Annotated in this window: 15 protein-coding genes; 8 read left to right on the forward strand and 7 right to left on the reverse strand. The window is 72.7% G+C overall.

Features of this window, described 5'->3' with window-relative positions; all coding sequences use genetic code 11:
* Nucleotides 1-10 precede the first annotated feature (10 nt).
* Nucleotides 11-1,474 (reverse strand): Mu transposase domain-containing protein, encoded by a 1,464-nt coding sequence (locus ACLWS4_RS10910; RefSeq protein WP_416873931.1) that lies wholly within the window; start codon nucleotides 1,472-1,474, stop codon nucleotides 11-13.
* Between the two features lie 576 nt (nucleotides 1,475-2,050).
* Between ACLWS4_RS10910 and ACLWS4_RS10915 the strand changes: the two genes are divergently transcribed.
* Nucleotides 2,051-3,622: an ATP-binding protein gene (locus ACLWS4_RS10915; protein ID WP_416873932.1), complete on the forward strand. Its 1,572-nt coding sequence runs from the start codon at nucleotides 2,051-2,053 to the stop codon at nucleotides 3,620-3,622.
* A 100-nt stretch (nucleotides 3,623-3,722) separates the two neighbouring features.
* Here the strand turns inward: ACLWS4_RS10915 and ACLWS4_RS10920 are convergent, their stop codons facing one another.
* Complete coding sequence (locus ACLWS4_RS10920) at nucleotides 3,723-5,249, reverse strand: FAD-binding protein (protein ID WP_416873933.1); 1,527 nt, start codon at nucleotides 5,247-5,249, stop codon at nucleotides 3,723-3,725.
* A gap of 63 nt (nucleotides 5,250-5,312) precedes the next feature.
* The gene (locus ACLWS4_RS10925; protein WP_074006292.1) at nucleotides 5,313-5,645 is read right to left on the reverse strand and encodes a hypothetical protein; all 333 of its coding nucleotides are present in this window, start codon (nucleotides 5,643-5,645) and stop codon (nucleotides 5,313-5,315) included.
* Between the two features lie 252 nt (nucleotides 5,646-5,897).
* On the opposite strand from ACLWS4_RS10925, the gene ACLWS4_RS10930 reads away from it, so the two are divergent.
* Nucleotides 5,898-6,197 (forward strand): YciI family protein, encoded by a 300-nt coding sequence (locus tag ACLWS4_RS10930; protein ID WP_416873934.1) that lies wholly within the window; start codon nucleotides 5,898-5,900, stop codon nucleotides 6,195-6,197.
* A gap of 144 nt (nucleotides 6,198-6,341) precedes the next feature.
* The gene (pgm, locus tag ACLWS4_RS10935) at nucleotides 6,342-7,982 is read left to right on the forward strand and encodes a phosphoglucomutase (alpha-D-glucose-1,6-bisphosphate-dependent) (RefSeq protein WP_049656775.1); all 1,641 of its coding nucleotides are present in this window, start codon (nucleotides 6,342-6,344) and stop codon (nucleotides 7,980-7,982) included.
* Nucleotides 7,983-8,058: 76 nt separating this feature from the next.
* On the opposite strand, the gene ACLWS4_RS10940 is transcribed toward pgm, so the two are convergent.
* Nucleotides 8,059-9,246 carry an MFS transporter gene (locus tag ACLWS4_RS10940; RefSeq protein WP_416873935.1) on the reverse strand — a complete coding sequence of 396 codons (1,188 nt, stop codon included), beginning with the start codon at nucleotides 9,244-9,246 and terminating at the stop codon, nucleotides 8,059-8,061.
* A gap of 134 nt (nucleotides 9,247-9,380) precedes the next feature.
* Here ACLWS4_RS10940 and ACLWS4_RS10945 point away from each other — a divergent pair, with 134 nt between their 5' ends.
* Together ACLWS4_RS10945 and ACLWS4_RS10950 are read left to right on the forward strand one after the other, a co-directional pair.
* On the forward strand, nucleotides 9,381-9,713 hold the full coding sequence (locus ACLWS4_RS10945; RefSeq protein ID WP_049661305.1) for an ArsR/SmtB family transcription factor: 333 nt from the start codon (nucleotides 9,381-9,383) through the stop codon (nucleotides 9,711-9,713).
* 159 nt (nucleotides 9,714-9,872) lie between these two features.
* Nucleotides 9,873-11,102: an alpha/beta hydrolase family protein gene (locus tag ACLWS4_RS10950; RefSeq protein ID WP_416873936.1), complete on the forward strand. Its 1,230-nt coding sequence runs from the start codon at nucleotides 9,873-9,875 to the stop codon at nucleotides 11,100-11,102.
* A gap of 127 nt (nucleotides 11,103-11,229) precedes the next feature.
* Here the strand turns inward: ACLWS4_RS10950 and ACLWS4_RS10955 are convergent, their stop codons facing one another.
* Together ACLWS4_RS10955 and ACLWS4_RS10960 are read right to left on the reverse strand one after the other, a co-directional pair.
* On the reverse strand, nucleotides 11,230-11,652 hold the full coding sequence (locus ACLWS4_RS10955; protein ID WP_375874240.1) for a tautomerase family protein: 423 nt from the start codon (nucleotides 11,650-11,652) through the stop codon (nucleotides 11,230-11,232).
* Nucleotides 11,653-11,724: 72 nt separating this feature from the next.
* Nucleotides 11,725-12,426, reverse strand: coding sequence for an SDR family oxidoreductase (locus ACLWS4_RS10960; RefSeq protein WP_380744475.1), 702 nt, complete (start codon nucleotides 12,424-12,426; stop codon nucleotides 11,725-11,727).
* A gap of 160 nt (nucleotides 12,427-12,586) precedes the next feature.
* On the opposite strand from ACLWS4_RS10960, the gene ACLWS4_RS10965 reads away from it, so the two are divergent.
* Nucleotides 12,587-13,210, forward strand: coding sequence for a TetR/AcrR family transcriptional regulator (locus ACLWS4_RS10965; RefSeq protein WP_416873937.1), 624 nt, complete (start codon nucleotides 12,587-12,589; stop codon nucleotides 13,208-13,210).
* 37 nt (nucleotides 13,211-13,247) lie between these two features.
* Nucleotides 13,248-13,964: an HAD family hydrolase gene (locus ACLWS4_RS10970; protein ID WP_416873938.1), complete on the forward strand. Its 717-nt coding sequence runs from the start codon at nucleotides 13,248-13,250 to the stop codon at nucleotides 13,962-13,964.
* Nucleotides 13,965-14,069: 105 nt separating this feature from the next.
* Here the strand turns inward: ACLWS4_RS10970 and ACLWS4_RS10975 are convergent, their stop codons facing one another.
* Complete coding sequence (locus ACLWS4_RS10975; RefSeq protein WP_074006297.1) at nucleotides 14,070-14,720, reverse strand: GNAT family N-acetyltransferase; 651 nt, start codon at nucleotides 14,718-14,720, stop codon at nucleotides 14,070-14,072.
* Nucleotides 14,721-14,858: 138 nt separating this feature from the next.
* On the opposite strand from ACLWS4_RS10975, the gene ACLWS4_RS10980 reads away from it, so the two are divergent.
* Nucleotides 14,859-16,016 (forward strand): acyltransferase family protein, encoded by a 1,158-nt coding sequence (locus tag ACLWS4_RS10980; protein WP_416873939.1) that lies wholly within the window; start codon nucleotides 14,859-14,861, stop codon nucleotides 16,014-16,016.
* Nucleotides 16,017-16,265 lie beyond the last annotated feature (249 nt).

Below are 16,265 nucleotides of genomic sequence, written 5' to 3' on the forward strand. Positions count from 1 at the left end.
GATGCTTCCTTCAGACGGGGGGACGGTTGGTACGGGGGCGTCGCAGGAGCTGGTCGTACGTGGCCACCGAGGGCACAGGCCGGTTGTCGGGCGGCAGATTGGCGAGACGTTTGGCAGCCGAGGGGTCGGCTGGGGCAGGGGGCTCGTCCCCTGCGGCAGAGCCGTCGGCCTCGGCGGCCTTGCGAGCTTCCAGTGCCACCGCGTCGGCGGAGATCGTGCCCGATTTCAATGTGGAGGCCAGACCGATAGCGACGTGCTCATGCGAGAGGTGGCGGCTCAGCAGCAGGACGTCGGCGAGTGCCCTGGTGCCTCCCTGCTCCCCGAGCGCGATGACCGCCTGGTCCCACCAGAGCTGGTGGACCGGGGTGAAAGCTCCGGCGGAGCGTGCCTGCTCGAGCGCGGTCGATCCGGGAAGCGTCGCAGGGTTGCGGATCAACGCTTTGAGATAGTGATTTAGGTCCAGCCGCACCCCGTCCCTGGACGCCAGCCGTGCGTGCCTGGCAACCTCGTCCTTCCCGTCATAGACAACGAGTTCGGACGAGCTCAGCTGGACTCGCACCGTGCAGCCGATGAGCCATACAGGGACCGAGTACCTGTTCATTCGGACAGTGATCAGACCGTGGCGATCCACCTTCGGTGTCATAGCCCGAGCGGTCTCGAACGGCTCGGACGGCAATGCTCCGAGACATTTCTTCTCAATGCCGAAGCAGTGGTTCACGGTGTGTGATCCGGACTCGGAGCGCAGGCTTCCGTCTTCACGGTCCCACCGATCGATAAGGGTGTTGAGTTCGGCAAGCGTCTCGACTTCGGGCGCCGGCATCAGATGCCTGCGCTTAAACTGGCCCGACGGTGTGTGGATGCCGTTTCGGATGATAGAGCAGTTGGCAGGTTGCCCGTAGACGACATTCAGATCGTAATGTTTTCGGAAAGCCGTCCATCGTTGGGGTTCGCTCTGTCGTCGCGGGATTCCCAAGACGTCGGAGAGTAGAGCTCTGGAGGGGGCGTAATATACATGCCCGGTCGGTACCCCTCCGATTGTACTCAGTGCATGGACGTGCCCTTCAAGGAAGGCCTCCTGTCCGGCGGAGGCGAATATGCGGTGCACCGCCTTTCCGGAGTATGTCAGTCGAAAGGTGAACAGGTAGCACGTGGTCAGCTTTCCTGCCAGTCGAACGGTCACATCGATGAAGTCCACCTCGGCGTCGACTGCCGAGTCCGAGAGTGGGCCGGGTGTGCCGGGCGAAGCTGTTTCAGATGGCAGAGTGAACTGCTCTTCAAGCGCGCTGATGTAGCCGCGCACCATGCGGCGAGGTGTGTCGTCCAGGAATGGGTCGCTCATGCCCTGAGGGGAAGGGGTCCTTTTCTCGTGATCCATGTGATCCAGAGCCGCCTTCACCGTCCGGTAGCCGACGTTGTGCCTGCGCTGAAGGGCGCGGTTCGACATCCCGGCTTCGGCGTCGCGTCGAATCATCATGTACAGGTGGACTCTTGAGTCTGATTCGGATCGCACCGGGACCCCCATAGCCGTATGGAACTCGGCCATGCTCCCAAGGAATGTTCTCCCCGTGTGGCGGGTTAACCCGCTGTCACTCTTTCGAGTTCGAAACTCTTGCTTGAGGTTTAGGTGGGAGGAGAGTCACCGCCGCGCGCGCCACACCCCGTACAGTCCGACGCCGGCACCCGTGATCACTGAGAAGCCGTCGCTGCCCACTGCGAGGTATACGCATGTTGCGAGGATGAGGAGCGTCGCCAGCGCAAGCAGGTCCAACGCGCGGTGCCGGGTCGGGCGCTCCGCTCGTTGCGAAGGGCTGCGCTCCGGATCCTGCTCGGGTGCGGGGGAGTCGGTCGTCATGGATACAGGGGAGCAGCATGCCGCTTGTCATTCAAAACGAGGCGTACGGCCTGGTCGAATCTCGGACGAATGGCGCTGGTGAGCGGACGAAATGTGGCTGATTTCGAACAGGCTCGGCCGTTCGAGAACGTTCGGTGACATTCGATGATGTTCGATCGCGGTCAACGGTAAAGTGTAGGGGGCCGAAGGAGAGGACGGATGTCGGACGACATGGTGGACGCCGATGCGCTGGATGCGGCCGCTGCCTACGATGAGGCGTTCGCGGACTTTCTGCGAGACCTGGAACGCCTGTATGTCGAGTTCGGAACCCCTTCCTATAGTCAGGTGTGCAGAGCAGCCAAGAAGACCAGGCTTCATAAAGCGGGAATCACCGACATGCTGTCCGGCAAGCGCCTGCCTACGGTGGATTTCCTCATCGAATTCGTTCAGGTGCTCACCTTCCTGTTTCCCGATGGCTTGGGCGGCAGGTCTTCGTCGGACGTCGTGGGGCACTGGCGTCTGCGCTGGGTAGACCTGAAGGCGCGGCAGCGAGAGGTTCAGTCACCGCTGAATAGCATCCGTCGTGCCACGAAGAACATGGTCGAAGCAAGCGTCCGCAGTGCCTCGGAAACGGAACGAAGGGCGGTGTGTTTGCGCACCGAGGCCGAGGCCGATGCCGCCCGGATCCGCGCTGAGGCCCAGAAGGTTCTGGAGGATGCCAGGCGAGAGGCCGATCACCTGTTGGGCGAAGTCCTGGGTTGGGCCGACGAGAAAGAGCGTTCGGTGAAGGTGCAGGCGACCCGGATTGTGGAGATCGCGCGAACGCAGGCCCGGGCCACGGAAGCGGAAAAGCGAGTCGAAGTCAGCGGCGACGCGCTGTTCGCGGTTCTGCGGAGGATGCGGGAGAAGGTGGAGAGAGCCCTCCACGCGGATCTTCCTGCGCTGATGAGGCACATCGCGGTCGCCTCCGGAGGCGGTTCCGGGCCGCGACCCGAGTTCCCCTCGGTGGGAGTGCGAGGTAATGAGGACTTGGAGCGGATGGCTGACTGCCTTGACCAGCTCCACCGTGAACTGGCTACCTTGGCGACAGAGCAGGCTATGCTCCGCGCGAACGCCGAGGCGGTAGCCGCCGCTTTGGCCGGCCGCACCCAGAAGCTACTCGGTCGTCAGCTCTCCTTGCTTGACGATTCGGAGGATGGCGAAGGGGATCCCGGCCGACTTGAAGCCCTGTATCGCATAGACCAGTTGGGAACTCGTGCGCGCAGGTTCAGTGAGGTGCAATTGTTGCTCGTGGGGGAGGAGCCGAAACGTGCAAGTCACTGGGCGGTGCCCCTGATCGACGTGCTGCGTGCGTCGGCTGGCGAGGTCGGCAGCTATGAGCGCGTCGACTTCGCGGAAGTGGCGTGTGGAGGTGTTGAGATAGACGGTATCGCCGTGACCGGGCTGACGCACCTCATCTCCGAACTGCTTGAGAACGCGACGATGTTCTCTCCGCCGCAGAGCTTGGTGCACGTGGTCGCCGAGGTTCTGGCGGATGGTCGAGTGCGAGTTTCGATCTTCAACCAGGGCTCTGGCATGGAGCCTGCGGACACGGAGGCCGTGAATGCGCTGTTCGCGGACCCGTCGCCCATCAATCGGAGTATGCCCAGTATGGGTCTGTTCATCGTTCGCCGCATTGCTGCCCACCTTGGTATTGATGTTGAGATGCAGTGCGTGGAGAACGGTGGTGTCAAGGCGGTGGTCACGCTTCCTGCCGGCATGGCGGCTGGCCCCGGTGCCCCACGCATATAAGCCGTGAGCCAGGCAGCAGGGCTCCAACAGTCCCCACCGGGGCCGCCCGCGCCGCCGTGTTCGCGCGCGGGCGGCTCTGAACCGAGGGACGACGAGAAGGTCAGGACGCGTGGATGCCCTGCCCCGGCGTCAGGATCCCCGCCGGGTCCCAGCGGCGCTTGGCCCGCGCCACCGTCTCCCACAGCCCCCCGTAGTGGCGCCGCCAGTCCGCCCCCGTCATCCCCGGCACCGCCCCGATCAGGTACCGCTTGCCGCCCAGCTCCACCGCCAGGTCGTACAGCCGCCGGTTGCGCTCCAGCATCGCCGCCGTGTCCGAGCCCGGCCCCGGGAACGCCAGCAGGTCGAAGTGCCAGCCCACCTCCTGCCCGGGCAGCACCGCCAGCGGCGCCCGCACCTTCGAGCGCTGGTACGGGTAGAACAGCAGCAGCCCCGCCCCCAGGTCGGCGGCGGTCAGCACCTCCGCGGCCCGCGCCATGAACGCCCGCGCCGCGGACGCCGGCAGGAACACGCTCAGCCACGGCTTGGGCAGCGCCCACAGCCCCGACGCGCGCAGGTACCCGGCGAAGCCGTCCACCCGGAACGCGTACTCCCGCCAGCTCTGCTCCACCACCTCGCTCGACACCGGGCGCAGCCCCGCCAGCAGCGCCGCCCGGTCCACCGCGCCCCCGGCGTCCGCGAACGCCACCAGCTCCGCCTTGTACCGCCAGCGCGCACCGTCCTCGCTGCGCACCACGTCGCCGACCTGGAGGTCGAAGCGGCGCTCGGCCATGACCTTCTGCTGGTCGGCGAGGTAGGCGTCCAGGTCGTCGTAGTACAGCGAGAAGACGTGGGCGCGCTCGCGGACCTTCACCAGGGCGAGGGTGGCGCGCACGATGACGGCGACCTGGCCGCCGCCGGCCAGCACGGCCTCGAACAGTTCCCGGTTGCGGGTGGGGGAGGCGGTGACCAGTTCGCCGGTGCCGGTGACGACGTCCAGTTCCAGCACGTTGTCGACCTGCATGCCGTGGCGCTGGACGCCGCCGCCGATGCCGCCGACGCTCAGCGTGCCGCCCACGGTCAGGTGCAGGTAGTCGGTGAGCACCGGCGGCACCCAGCCCGCGGCCAGGCCGGCCTCGGTGACCTGCGCCCAGGTGGCCCCGGCCTCGACGACGGCGCGCCCGGGGCGCACGGACAGGACCTTGGACAGGCCGCGGGCGTCGATGGCGACGCCGCCGCGGGGGTTGGCCTGGCCGTAGCTGGAGTGCGACTCCAGGCCGGCCTCGCCGAGCTGGGCGAGGTCGCCGCTCTGGCCGTTGACGGCCACCGGGATGCGGTGGCGGCGGGCGAAGGCGACCAGCTGCTGCACGTCGCGTACCGAGCCGGGGCGCAGGACGGCCCGGGGGGTGGCGGTGACGAGGTGGCCGAAGTCGGTGGCGAAGCGTTCCAGGCCGGCGCCCTGGAGGGTCACCGTGCCGTCCAGGGCGGGCAGTCGGGCGATGTCGGCGCCCGCGGCGGTCCCGGTCCCGGCGCCGGTGTCGGCTTCGGTGGCCCAGGCGGCGGTGGCGGTGTTCCAGCCGATGACGGCGCTGACGGCGCCGGCGCCGGCCGAGGCGAGGAGGGCGCGGCGTGACAGTCCTGACCTGCTCATATCAGAATTTCTCCGATCAGTCGTCAAATAGGGATTGTTGTACCGCAACCATCGGGTGATCACCTACTGCCCCGCACCGTCCAGCTGTTCGCGCAGGGCGGTGAGGCGGTGGAGCACGGCGTTGACGAGCATCGGCCGGTACGGGTCCCGGTCGTTGTCCATCCAGGCGGTGGCCGTCGCGGCCTCCTCCAGCAGGGCCAGCCGGGCCCGGGGCAGGTCGGCCACCAGTGGGGAGCGGACCGCGTCCAGCAGGGCGTGGACGAGCCGGTGGGCGTGGACGCGCGGGTTGACCGCGAACAGCGTGCGGTAGACCCACAGCGCGTCCTCGCCGGACAGGATCCAGTCGTCGTTCAGCAGCAGCCGCACCCGTGCCCTCAGCACCAGGTCCTCGTTCATGTCGCGTGTCCCCCTTCGCCGTTCGTGAGCTGCCTCCCGCCGCGTGCGGGCAGCACGCCGTGCGCGCCTCCCGCCCTGGGCAGGGCGGTGGGCGCGGGGTTCGCGGTGGGATGCGCACGAGTCTGCGGGTGCGGGGCGGGGTGCGGCAAGGCGGAAGAAGGGTGTGCTGCGTCCTACCGGAGCGTTGCCCTGAGCTGGCAGGATGGGGGTCGGCACCCTCCGGGCGCGGTGGCGGACGCTAGCCTGGGCGCCATGTTCGTACTGGAGTTGACGTACACCGCCGCCCTGGAGTCGATCGAGGAGGCGCTGCCGCGGCACATCGCGTGGCTCGAGGAGCACTACGCGTCGGGCACCTTCCTCGCCTCGGGGCGCAAGGTGCCGCGCGACGGCGGGGTGATCCTCGCGGTGGGCGGGGACCGGGCCCGGATCGAGGCGCTGGTGGCCACCGACCCGTTCGTGCGGGCCGGGTTGACGCAGTACCGGGTGACGGAGTTCCTCGCCACCACCACCGCCCCGGAGCTGGCGGCCCACCGCCAGCGGCTGTCCGGCTGAGGCCCTGCGCCCCCGTTGGTCCCCGTCCGTCCGTGGTGCCCCGGGCCGTTCGCGCGGTTCGGGGCACGGTCGCGTTCTGGCTACGATCGGTGAACACGGGGCGAGGACGTATCGCGAGTACCGACTTTCGGCGGGAGAAGACGGATGGCACACGCACGGGCCGGGCAGCCGGCGCAGCCCGGTGACCTGGTGGACGTGGCGCGGCTGGTGACGGCGTACTACGCGCTGAACCCGGATCCGCAGGAGCCCGGGCAGCGGGTGGCGTTCGGGACCTCGGGGCACCGGGGCTCGTCGCTGGACGGGGCCTTCAACGAGGACCACATCGCCGCGACCACGCAGGCGATCTGCGAGTACCGGGCCGAACAGGGCGTCGCGGGACCGGTGTTCCTGGGCGCGGACACCCACGCCCTCTCCGAGCCGGCCAAGGCCACCGCCCTGGAGGTGCTGGCCGCCAACGGCGTGCACGTGCTGATCGACGCCGCCGACGGCTACACCCCCACCCCGGCGGTCTCGCACGCGATCCTCGCCCACAACCGGCGCAGCCCGCGCGCGCTCGCCGACGGCATCGTGGTCACCCCCTCGCACAACCCGCCGCGCGACGGCGGCTTCAAGTACAACCCGCCCAGCGGCGGGCCGGCCGGCTCGCAGGCCACCAACCGGATCCAGGACCGCGCCAACGAGCTGATCCGCGAGGGCATGCGCGGCGTCAGGAAGGTCCCGTACGCGCGGGCGCTGGCCGCCGCCACCACCGGGCGCCACGACTACCTCACCGCCTACGTCGAGGACCTGCCCTCCGTCCTGGACCTGGACGCGGTGCGGGAGGCGGGCCTGCGCATCGGCGCCGACCCGCTGGGCGGCGCGTCGGTGGCCTACTGGGCGCGCATCGCCGAGACCCACCGCCTGGACCTGACCGTCGTCAACCCGCGGACCGACCCGACCTGGCGGTTCATGACGCTGGACTGGGACGGGAAGATCCGCATGGACTGCTCCTCCCCGGCCGCGATGGCCTCCCTCATCGGCCGCAAGGACGAGTACGCCATCGCCACCGGCAACGACGCCGACGCCGACCGGCACGGCATCGTCACCCCCGACGGCGGCCTGATGAACCCCAACCACTACCTGGCGGTGGCCGTCGACTACCTCTACCGCCACCGCGCCGACTGGCCCGGCGACGCGGGCGTCGGCAAGACCCTGGTCTCCTCCTCGATGCTCGACCGCGTCGCCGCCGACCTCGGCCGCGCCCTGGTGGAGGTCCCGGTCGGCTTCAAGTGGTTCGTCGACGGCCTGCTGGAGGGCTCGATCGGCTTCGGCGGCGAGGAGAGCGCCGGCGCCTCCTTCCTGCGCCGCGACGGCGGGGTGTGGACCACCGACAAGGACGGCATCCTGCTCGCCCTGCTGGCCGCCGAGATCACCGCCGTCACCGGCGAGACCCCCAGTGCCCGCTACCGCGACCTGACCGAGCGCCACGGCGCCCCCTCCTACGCCCGGGTGGACGCCCCCGCCGACCGCGAGCAGAAGGCCCGCCTGGCCCGGCTGTCCCCGGAGCGGGTCGGCGCCGGCGAGATCGCCGGGGAGAAGATCACCGCCGTCCTCGCCAAGGCCCCCGGCAACGGCGCCCTGATCGGCGGCATCAAGGTCTGTACGGAGAACGCCTGGTTCGCGGCCCGGCCCTCGGGCACCGAGGACGTGTACAAGATCTACGCCGAGTCCTTCCACGGCGACGAGCACCTCGCCCGGGTGCAGGACGAGGCCCGCGCCCTGGTCGGCGAGGTCCTGCGGGGCTGAACCCGGTACGCCCGTGCCCCGGTCCGGCGGCCTGCCGGACCGGGGCACGGGCCTCTGCCCGGGCGCAGGTCGTCCCTCAGGCGCGGGACGGCTCCTGCCGCGGGGCCGGGGCCGCCGCGCGGGCGGCCCGCTCGTCGCGGGTGGTCGCCGCCGCGACCGCGCACGCGGCCAGCGCCAGCGCCGCCGCCGCGAACGGGAACCAGCGCCCGCCCAGCACCGCGATCGCCGCCGAGCCGGCCACACCGCCGACCGCCGTCCCCAGGTACAGGGCGCTGCTGTTCAGCGAGATCAGCAGCGGCGCGTTGGCCGGGTCGATCGACGCCAGCCGGTGCGGCAGCGCCACCGACACCGCCCACCCGGCCAGCGGCACCACCACCGCGTAGGCCAGCGCCCCCGGCATGGTGAGCCCCAGCCAGGGCAGCGCGGTGAACGCGGCCGCGGCCACCGCCGAGCCGGTCAGCAGCACCCGCCGCACCCCGAGGCGGTCCACCAGGCGCCCGCCCAGCCAGCTGCCGGCCACCGACATCACGCCGCTGGTCAGCAGGACCAGGCTCAGCCGGTCGGCGTCGCCGCCGGTGGCGCCGGACACCGCGGTGGACAGGTAGATGTAGACGCTCTGGAAGGCGAGGAAGAACACCAGCGTGGTGGCGGCGGCGCCCAGCACCCGGCGCCGGCCCAGCGGCGCCAGGCGCGCCGCGAGGGTGGGGGCGGCGGCGGGGGCGGGCAGGTCGCGCAGCAGCGCCGCCAGGCCGGTGAAGGCGGCCACGCCCAGGGCGGTGACCAGCCACATCGTCATCCGCCAGTCGGCGCGCCCGATCCAGGTGCCCAGCGGCACCCCGAGGGCGGTGGCCACCGTCATGCCGCCGAGCACGGTGGCCAGCGCCCGGCCGCGCCGCTCGGGGGCGACCAGCGTGGTGGCCACCGCGTTGGCGGTCGGCGTGTAGAGGGCGGCGCCGGCCGCCGCCAGCACCCGGGTGGCCAGCAGCAGTTCGTAGGTGGGGGCGAGCGCGCTGAGCGCGTTGGCCGCGCTGAACACGACGAGCGCGGTCAGCAGCAGGCGCCGGCGCGGCCAGCGGGCGGTGAGCGTGGCCAGCACCGGGGCCAGCAGCGCGTAGCCGAGGGCGAAGACGGTGACCAGCTGGCCGGCGGCCGGCACCGACACCCCCAGGTCGGCGGAGATCGGGCCGAGGATGCCGGCGAAGACCATCGAGTCGGTGCCCATGGCGAAGGTGCCGAGGGCGAGCAGGAGCAGACGAACGGGCACGGGAGGGCCCCCCGGGACACAGGAACGGATTGTTGGATAAGCATGCAACAGTTGGACGCTCGTCAAACACTCGGGGATTGGTGGATGATTGTCAAACCATCTGTGTCCCCCCGGCGGCCCGAGGAGCGTGCGCCATGACCGACGACGAGCGGCTTCCCCAGCCCGCCACCGCCGACATCGACCTCGTCACCGTCCTGCACGCCCTGGGCGACCCCGTGCGCATGACCCTGCTGCTCAGCTACGCCGACGACGCCGAGCACTCCTGCGGCCCGCGCGACCTGGGCCTGGACCACCTCCACAAGTCGACCGTCTCCCACCACATGCGGGTGCTGCGCGAGGCCGGCGTCACCACCACCCGCGTCGCCGGGCGCAACCGCTTCGTCAGCCTGCGCCGCGCCGACCTCGACAGCCGCTTCCCCGGGCTGCTCGACGCGCTCCTGGCGGCCCAGGCGGCCCCCGCGCGGTAAGGGTCCGGCTCTGGGGAGTCGGCTGCCGCCGCGGGCCTATGCCCGCGGTCGTACGGCGCGGCGGGCGCTCCTGCCCCCGGCGGACGCGCCCGGGCGGGGCCCGGCGGCACGGTGGACGGGCACGCCGCCCGCCGACCCGATCGCCGCAGGAGCACGCCCGTGACCAGAACCCAGCCCGGCCTCCCGTCCGGCCTCCCGTCCGGCCTTCCGTCCGGCCGTCCGCTCAGCCGTCGGGGTGTGCTCGGGGCGCTCGCCCTGGGCGCCGCCGGCGCCGTCGCCGGCGGCGGGCCCGTGCGCGCCGACGCCGTACCGGCCGACGCCGCGGGGCGGCCCTGTCTGAGCCTGCCCGCGCCCACCGGCCCCCGCCCCGTGGGCACCGCGCTGCTGTACCTGGACGACCCGGCCCGCACCGACGCCTGGGCCCCCGCGCCGCGCCCGCGCGAACTGCGCGCCCGCCTCTGGTACCCCGCCGCCCCGGGTGCCCGGGGCCCGTACGCGCCGTGGATGAGCCCCGCCGAGACCGCCCACCTGCAGGCCGACTACTTCGCCGTCCCCGGCGCCCGCCTCGCCTGGCCCGCCACCCACGCCCGCCCGGACGCCCCCGCCGACCGCACCCGCCGCCACCCCGTGGTCCTCAACTCCCACGGCTCCGGCGCCGACAGCGCCTTCAACACCGCGCTGGCCGAGGAGCTCGCCTCCCACGGCCACGTCGTCGCCGCCGTCGACCACACCTACGACGCCGGGGAGGTCGAGTTCCCCGGCCACCGCCTGGAGGTGCGCGACAAGGCCCGCGTCCAGGCGATGACCGACGCCGCGATCGTCGCCTACCGCGCCGCCGACGTGCGCTGCCTGCTCGACCGCCTGGCGGCCGGCCCGCTGCCCGCCGGCCTGGACGGCGCCCTCGACCTCGGCGCCGTCGGCATGTTCGGCCACTCCATGGGCGGCGCCACCACCGCCCACGCCCTGTACGAGGACCCGCGCATCCGCGCCGGCGCGGTCCTGGACGGCCCCCTGTTCGGCCCCGCCGCCACCGCCGACCAGACCCGCCCCCTGCTGCTGATGGCCTCCGCCTGGGACAGCCCCGCCCGCGACACCATGTGGGACACCCTGTGGCCGCACCTGACCGGCTGGCGCCGGCGCCTGACCCTCACCCGCTCCGGCCACCTGTCCTACTGTGACCTGCAACTGCTCGTCCCCCAGGGGCAGTCCGTCTTCGCCTGGCCCGCCGACCGGCTGGAGCACTTCCTCGGCACCGGCGACCCGCAGCGCGCCGTCGCCGCCCAACGCGCCTACCTCACCGCCTACTTCGGCCTCCACCTGCGCGGCATCCCCGCCCCGCTGCTGGACGCCCCCGTGCCGCAGTGGCCCGAGGTCCGCTTCGACGCGTGAACCCCCGCCGCCGGCAGGGGCGTTCGGCCCGCTGTGCGCCGCCCCGAGGTCCGGGACCGTGGCGTCTCGCGCCGAAACCGCCACCGTCGGGGGCGACGGTGGCGGTGTCGGCGCGGGTGCGGGTGCGTCAGTACGGGAGCGGGCGGTTCTCCCGGGCCCACAGCTTCTCGGTCTCGCTCTGCTCCGGGGGCGGGGTGAGGCCGTCGATCATCCACAGGTTCCGCGGCGTCTCGTCGACGTGGAACTCGCAGTACAGGCCGCGGTCGGTGGTGTGGGGCGCGAGGAGGGCGGCGAGCGCCTCGCGGGTGCGCCTGCGCAGGTCCGGGTCCTCGGTGTGGCGGGCGATGTGCTCGACCACGACGCGTACGGCCGCGCCGTGCGGTTCGCCGCCGACGTGGAAGGAGTCGGCGGCGACCTCGTGGAAGAGGACCACCACGTAGAACCTCGGCAGTCCGAAGCGGGTGTAGAAGCCCGTGATGTCGGTGGAGAGCTGCTTCTTCTGCCCGGGGTCGTAGGTGCCGGGCGGGTGGTAGACGTGCCACAGGGGCATGGCGGTTCCTCCTGGTCGTCGGTCGGGTCGGGGTTTTTCGTCGGCGGTCGGGCCGGTGGTCCTGCCGGGGTGTCAGCGGCGGCCGAGGACGGCCAGGTCGTCCACGGGGCCCGACAGGGCGGCCTTCAGGGCCCGGGTGGCGTCGTCGACCAGCACCTCGTGGTCGCCGCGCTCGACGCCGTCCAGGACGGCGCGGGCCACCTCGGCGGGCGGGATCTTGTCGACCGGGACGGCCGCGACCATCTCGGTGTCCGCGAAGCCCAGGTGCACGCCGACGACCTGCGTGCGCTGGGCGGCGAGTTCCAGGCGCAGCGAGTTGGTCAGGGACCACAGCGCGGCCTTGGAGGCCCCGTAGGCCCCGGCCCCGGCGCCCCAGGACAGCAGCGAGTGGATGTCGACCAGCGCGCCGCCGCCGCGGGCGGCCAGCACCGGGGCGAAGGCCTGGGCGATGCGCAGCGGGCCGAGCACGTTGGTCTCGAAGGTGTCCCGGACCAGCGCGAGGTCGGCGCTGAGCAGCGGCGCCGGGTACAGGACGCCGGCGTTGTTGAAGACGATGTCGACGTCGTCTGCGCGGGCCGCGAGGGCGGCGACCGAGGCGTCGTCGGTGACGTCCAGCGCGAGGACCTCCACGCGCGGGTCCTCGCTGGTGTCGGGGGTGCGGGCGGTGGCGTAGACCTTCTTCGCGCCGCGGGCCAGCAGTTCCGCGGTGAACGCCCGGCCCAGGCCCCGGCGGCCTCCGGTGACCAGGGCGGTGGAGCCTTCGATCACGGTCATGGTGCATCTCCTCGCTCTCGGGGCGGCACGGGCCGTCGCCGGCGGGTGCCGCAGCATTTAGATTATTACCATCATCTAAAGGGGATGGGAAAGTGGACGCACCAAGTGGAAGCACCGACCGGACGCACCACGCGTCGTACGAGAGGGAAGGAGCCGCGGCATGCCCCGCGTGTCCCGCGCCGAGGCCGAACGCACCCGCAGCCGGGTCGTCGACCACACCGCCCGCCTGATCCGCGAGAAGGGCGCCGACCAGGTCAGCGTCCCCGAGGCGATGGCCGCCGCCGGACTCACCCACGGCGGCTTCTACCGGCACTTCGCCTCCAAGGACGACCTCCTCGCCGAGGCCCTCACCGCCGCCTTCACCGAACGGCGCGACGCCATGGAACAACTCGCCGACCAGCCGCCCGCCCGGCGCACCCCCCGCGCCGAGTTCCTCCACCGCTACCTGTCCGAACTCCACCGCGACCACCCCGGCCACGGCTGCGCCGCCGCCGCCCTCGCCGCCGACGCCGCCCGCACCGAACCCGGCACCCCGCTGCGCACCGCCTACACCGCCGGACTGCGCGACCTCGTCGACGCCCTGGCGGCCCTGCCCGAACCCGCCGAACGGCAGGAGGCGCTCGCCGACCTGTCCACCATGGTCGGAGCACTGCTGCTCGCCCGGGCGAGCCAGGACCCCGACCTGTCCGGGGAGTTCCTGGCCGCCGCCCGCCACCGCCTGGCCGTCGACGACGGAGACGGGGACGGGGACGGAAACGGGAGCGGGGAGCCGGCGACCGCGTAGGGTCCGTACGTACGTGGACCTGGCGAAAGGACGGACCGTGCCGATCAGAGGCGTGCTCTTCGACGTCGACGACACCCTGTTCGACTACTCGGGCTCGGAACGGGCGGGCATCCTCGCCCACCTGCGCCACCTCGACCTGCTGCGCCGCGTCCCCGACCCGCAGACGGCGGTGGCGCTGTGGCGCGAGATCCTGGACGAGCAGTACGCCCGCTTCCTGGCCGGGGAACTCACCTTCACCGGCCAGCAGCGCGAACGCGTCCGCCGCTTCCTCGCCCGCCTCGGCGAGGACACCGCCGCCATGCCCGACGAGGCCGCCACCGCCTGGTTCGCCGGCTACACCGCCCACCGCGACGCCGCCTGGACCGCCTTCCCCGACGCCGCCCCCGTCCTCGCCGCCCTCGCCCCCACCCACCGGCTCGGCATCGTCTCCAACGCCCCGATGGACCAGCAGCGCCCCAAACTCCACGCCACCGGCCTGCTGCACCACTTCGCCGACACCGCCCTCGTCGGCTCCGACCGGCCCGGCGAGGCCAAACCCGCCCCCGCCATCTTCCTGACCGGCTGCGCCCGCCTGGGCCTGCCCCCGCACGAGGTCGCCTACGTCGGCGACAGGTACGACCTGGACGCCCTCGGCGCCCGGGGCGCCGGCCTGCGCCCCTTCTGGCTCGACCGCGCCGCCTCCCGCACCCCGGTCGACGACGGCATCCACGTCCTGCACACCCTGGCCGAACTGCCCGCCGCCCTGCGGGCCTGAGCCGGGGCCGCCCGGTCGCGCGGGAAGTCGGCCGGGCCGCCCGCGTCGCGGGGGAGTGGGCGCGCTGCGCCGCTCGCCCGGCGCGCGGGCGTCCCGGTCGGGTGCTCAGTCGTCGAGGCCGAACAGGGCGCGGCAGCCCTCGTCCAGGCCGGTGACGGTGACCGGGGTGCGGGCGTGCCCGGCCCAGGCCTCGGGGGTCAGGCGCAGGCGCTGGGAGACCACCACCCGCCCGTCCAGGACGTCGCGGTCGATGCCGTCGCCGCGGTAGCCGAGCCGGCGCGAGACGGCCAGGGAGGAGTGGTTGTCGGCGAAGGACAGCGACCGCGCCGACCGCGTCCCCAGCTCCGCGAAGGCCAGGTGGAGCATCGCGGCGCGCATCTCGGTGCCCAGGCCCTTGCCCTGGAACTCCAGGCCGAGCCAGGAGCCCGAGACGATCTCGCGCCGCACGCCGAACTCCTTGGCGCGCATGTCCTGGATGCCCACCGGGCGCCCCTCGTGGAAGGCCACCAGGTTCAGCGCCCAGTCCTGCGCGCTCCAGCGCCCCAGCCGCCGCCAGTGCAACTGCACCACGTGCCGGGCCCGTTCGGCCGGCGGCAGCTCGCCCCACGGCGTCAGGAACGGGCGCTCCTCGGGCGGGTGGACGCCGCGGGCGGCGACGTCGGCCACCTCGGCGAGTTCGTCCTCGGTGGGCAGGCGCAGCTCCAGGCGGGGCGAGGACACGCGCAGCCCCCGCAGGGGCCAGTGGTCGATGATCATCGAGCCAGTGTGCCCAGCCCGCCCGCGCCGCGCACCGCCATTTCCACCTCGCCTTCACGTCCGCCTCCGCCCCGAATCCACCTCCCGGGGGACAGCGGCGGCGACCCGACTTGACGCGCCGTCACCTACAGTCGTGCGATGAGCGCACGAAGTGATACTCGGCTGGTCGGAGGACCGCCACCCCCGCACCGCCTGCCCACCCTCACCTCCCTGCGCTTCGCCGCCGCCCTCGCCGTCTTCCTCTTCCACGCCTTCCTCGTCGCCGACCCGCTGCACCCCGGTGCCCCGCTCGGCTTCTTCGCCGACCCCCGCCTCGCCGCCGCCCTCGCCCGCGCCACCTCCAAGGCCGGCTACGCCGGGGTCTCGTTCTTCTTCGTCCTCAGCGGCTTCGTCCTGACCTGGTCCGCGCGCGAGCGCGAGCGCCCCGCCGCGTTCTGGCGCCGGCGCCTGGCCCGGATCTACCCCAGCCACCTGGCGATGTGGGCGGCCGCCGCCCTCCTGTTCGCCTGGGCCGCCCCGGTGCGCACCTGGCTGCCCAACCTCCTGCTCGTCCACGCCTACTCGCCCGACCCGGACATCAACTCGGGGATGAACATGCCCAGTTGGTCGCTGTGCTGCGAGGCCCTGTTCTACCTGCTCTTCCCGCTCCTGCACCGCGCCGTACGGCGCCTGCCCGCACGTGCCCTGCGCCCGGCCCTGGCCGCCGCCCTGCTGGCCGCCGCGGCCGTCGCGGGAGCCGACGCGGTCCTGCTGTCCGACCGGCCCCGGATCCCCCAACTGCCCGTCTCCCTCGACCAGCTGTGGTTCGGCTACCTCTTCCCGCCGGCCCGGCTGCCGGAGTTCGTCCTCGGCATGCTGCTGGCCCGCGCCGTCGCCGCCGGCCGCGCCCCGCGCGTCCCCCTGGCCGCCGCCGCCCTCCTGGTGGCGCCCGCCTACGCGCTCGCGCTCGCCGTCCCCTCGCCCTACGACTTCGTCCTGCCGATGGTCCTGCCGCTCGCGCTGGTCATCTGCGCCGCCGCCCAGCACGACCTGCGGCGCGGCGCCGGGGACCCGCCGCCGCGCCGCCCGGCCCAGTGGCTGGGCGCCGTCTCCTTCGGCTTCTACCTCTGCCAGGGCGTCGTCCTCTTCCACGGCCGCCCCCTGCTGCTCGGCGACCGCACCTACCCCGCGCCGCTCGCCGCCCTGCTGACCGTCGCCGCCTTCGGCGCGACCCTGGCCGCCGGCGCCCTCAGCCACGCCCTGGTCGAGCGCCCCGCGGTACGGCGCCTCGCCGGCCGGGCGGCGGGAGCCGGCTGAGGAGCGGCGGTGCGGGCGAGGGGCGCGCCGTTCAGTCCGTCGGCCAGGCCCGCAGGTCGGCCAGGGTGAGTGTCCGGAAGCGGCCTTCGCCGTCCCCCATGGCGAACAGTTGGAACTGCTCGGGGTCCGACCACGGGAGCCGCGCGGCGATCCGGGCGAACTCGGCGAACGGCAGGTGGTTCAGGGCGCCGCCGAAGAGGTGGGGAGGCCGCTTCGTGCCGCCCCAGGCGTGGCCCTCGGTGGAGACGT

This window comes from Kitasatospora sp. SC0581, from assembly GCF_048159585.1.
Classification (GTDB): domain Bacteria; phylum Actinomycetota; class Actinomycetes; order Streptomycetales; family Streptomycetaceae; genus Kitasatospora.

What these genes read in the sequence shown, in the direction of transcription:
- ACLWS4_RS10910 (WP_416873931.1), bottom strand. Translation starts at nt 1,474, where the DNA reads ATGATGATTCGACGCGACGCCGAAGCCGGGATGTCGAACCGCGCCCTT.
- ACLWS4_RS10915 (WP_416873932.1), top strand. Translation starts at nt 2,051, where the DNA reads ATGTCGGACGACATGGTGGACGCCGATGCGCTGGATGCGGCCGCTGCC.
- ACLWS4_RS10920 (WP_416873933.1), bottom strand. Translation starts at nt 5,249, where the DNA reads ATGAGCAGGTCAGGACTGTCACGCCGCGCCCTCCTCGCCTCGGCCGGC.
- ACLWS4_RS10925 (WP_074006292.1), bottom strand. Translation starts at nt 5,645, where the DNA reads ATGAACGAGGACCTGGTGCTGAGGGCACGGGTGCGGCTGCTGCTGAAC.
- ACLWS4_RS10930 (WP_416873934.1), top strand. Translation starts at nt 5,898, where the DNA reads ATGTTCGTACTGGAGTTGACGTACACCGCCGCCCTGGAGTCGATCGAG.
- pgm (WP_049656775.1), top strand. Translation starts at nt 6,342, where the DNA reads ATGGCACACGCACGGGCCGGGCAGCCGGCGCAGCCCGGTGACCTGGTG.
- ACLWS4_RS10945 (WP_049661305.1), top strand. Translation starts at nt 9,381, where the DNA reads ATGACCGACGACGAGCGGCTTCCCCAGCCCGCCACCGCCGACATCGAC.
- ACLWS4_RS10955 (WP_375874240.1), bottom strand. Translation starts at nt 11,652, where the DNA reads ATGCCCCTGTGGCACGTCTACCACCCGCCCGGCACCTACGACCCCGGG.
- ACLWS4_RS10960 (WP_380744475.1), bottom strand. Translation starts at nt 12,426, where the DNA reads ATGACCGTGATCGAAGGCTCCACCGCCCTGGTCACCGGAGGCCGCCGG.
- ACLWS4_RS10965 (WP_416873937.1), top strand. Translation starts at nt 12,587, where the DNA reads ATGCCCCGCGTGTCCCGCGCCGAGGCCGAACGCACCCGCAGCCGGGTC.
- ACLWS4_RS10975 (WP_074006297.1), bottom strand. Translation starts at nt 14,720, where the DNA reads ATGATCATCGACCACTGGCCCCTGCGGGGGCTGCGCGTGTCCTCGCCC.
- ACLWS4_RS10980 (WP_416873939.1), top strand. Translation starts at nt 14,859, where the DNA reads ATGAGCGCACGAAGTGATACTCGGCTGGTCGGAGGACCGCCACCCCCG.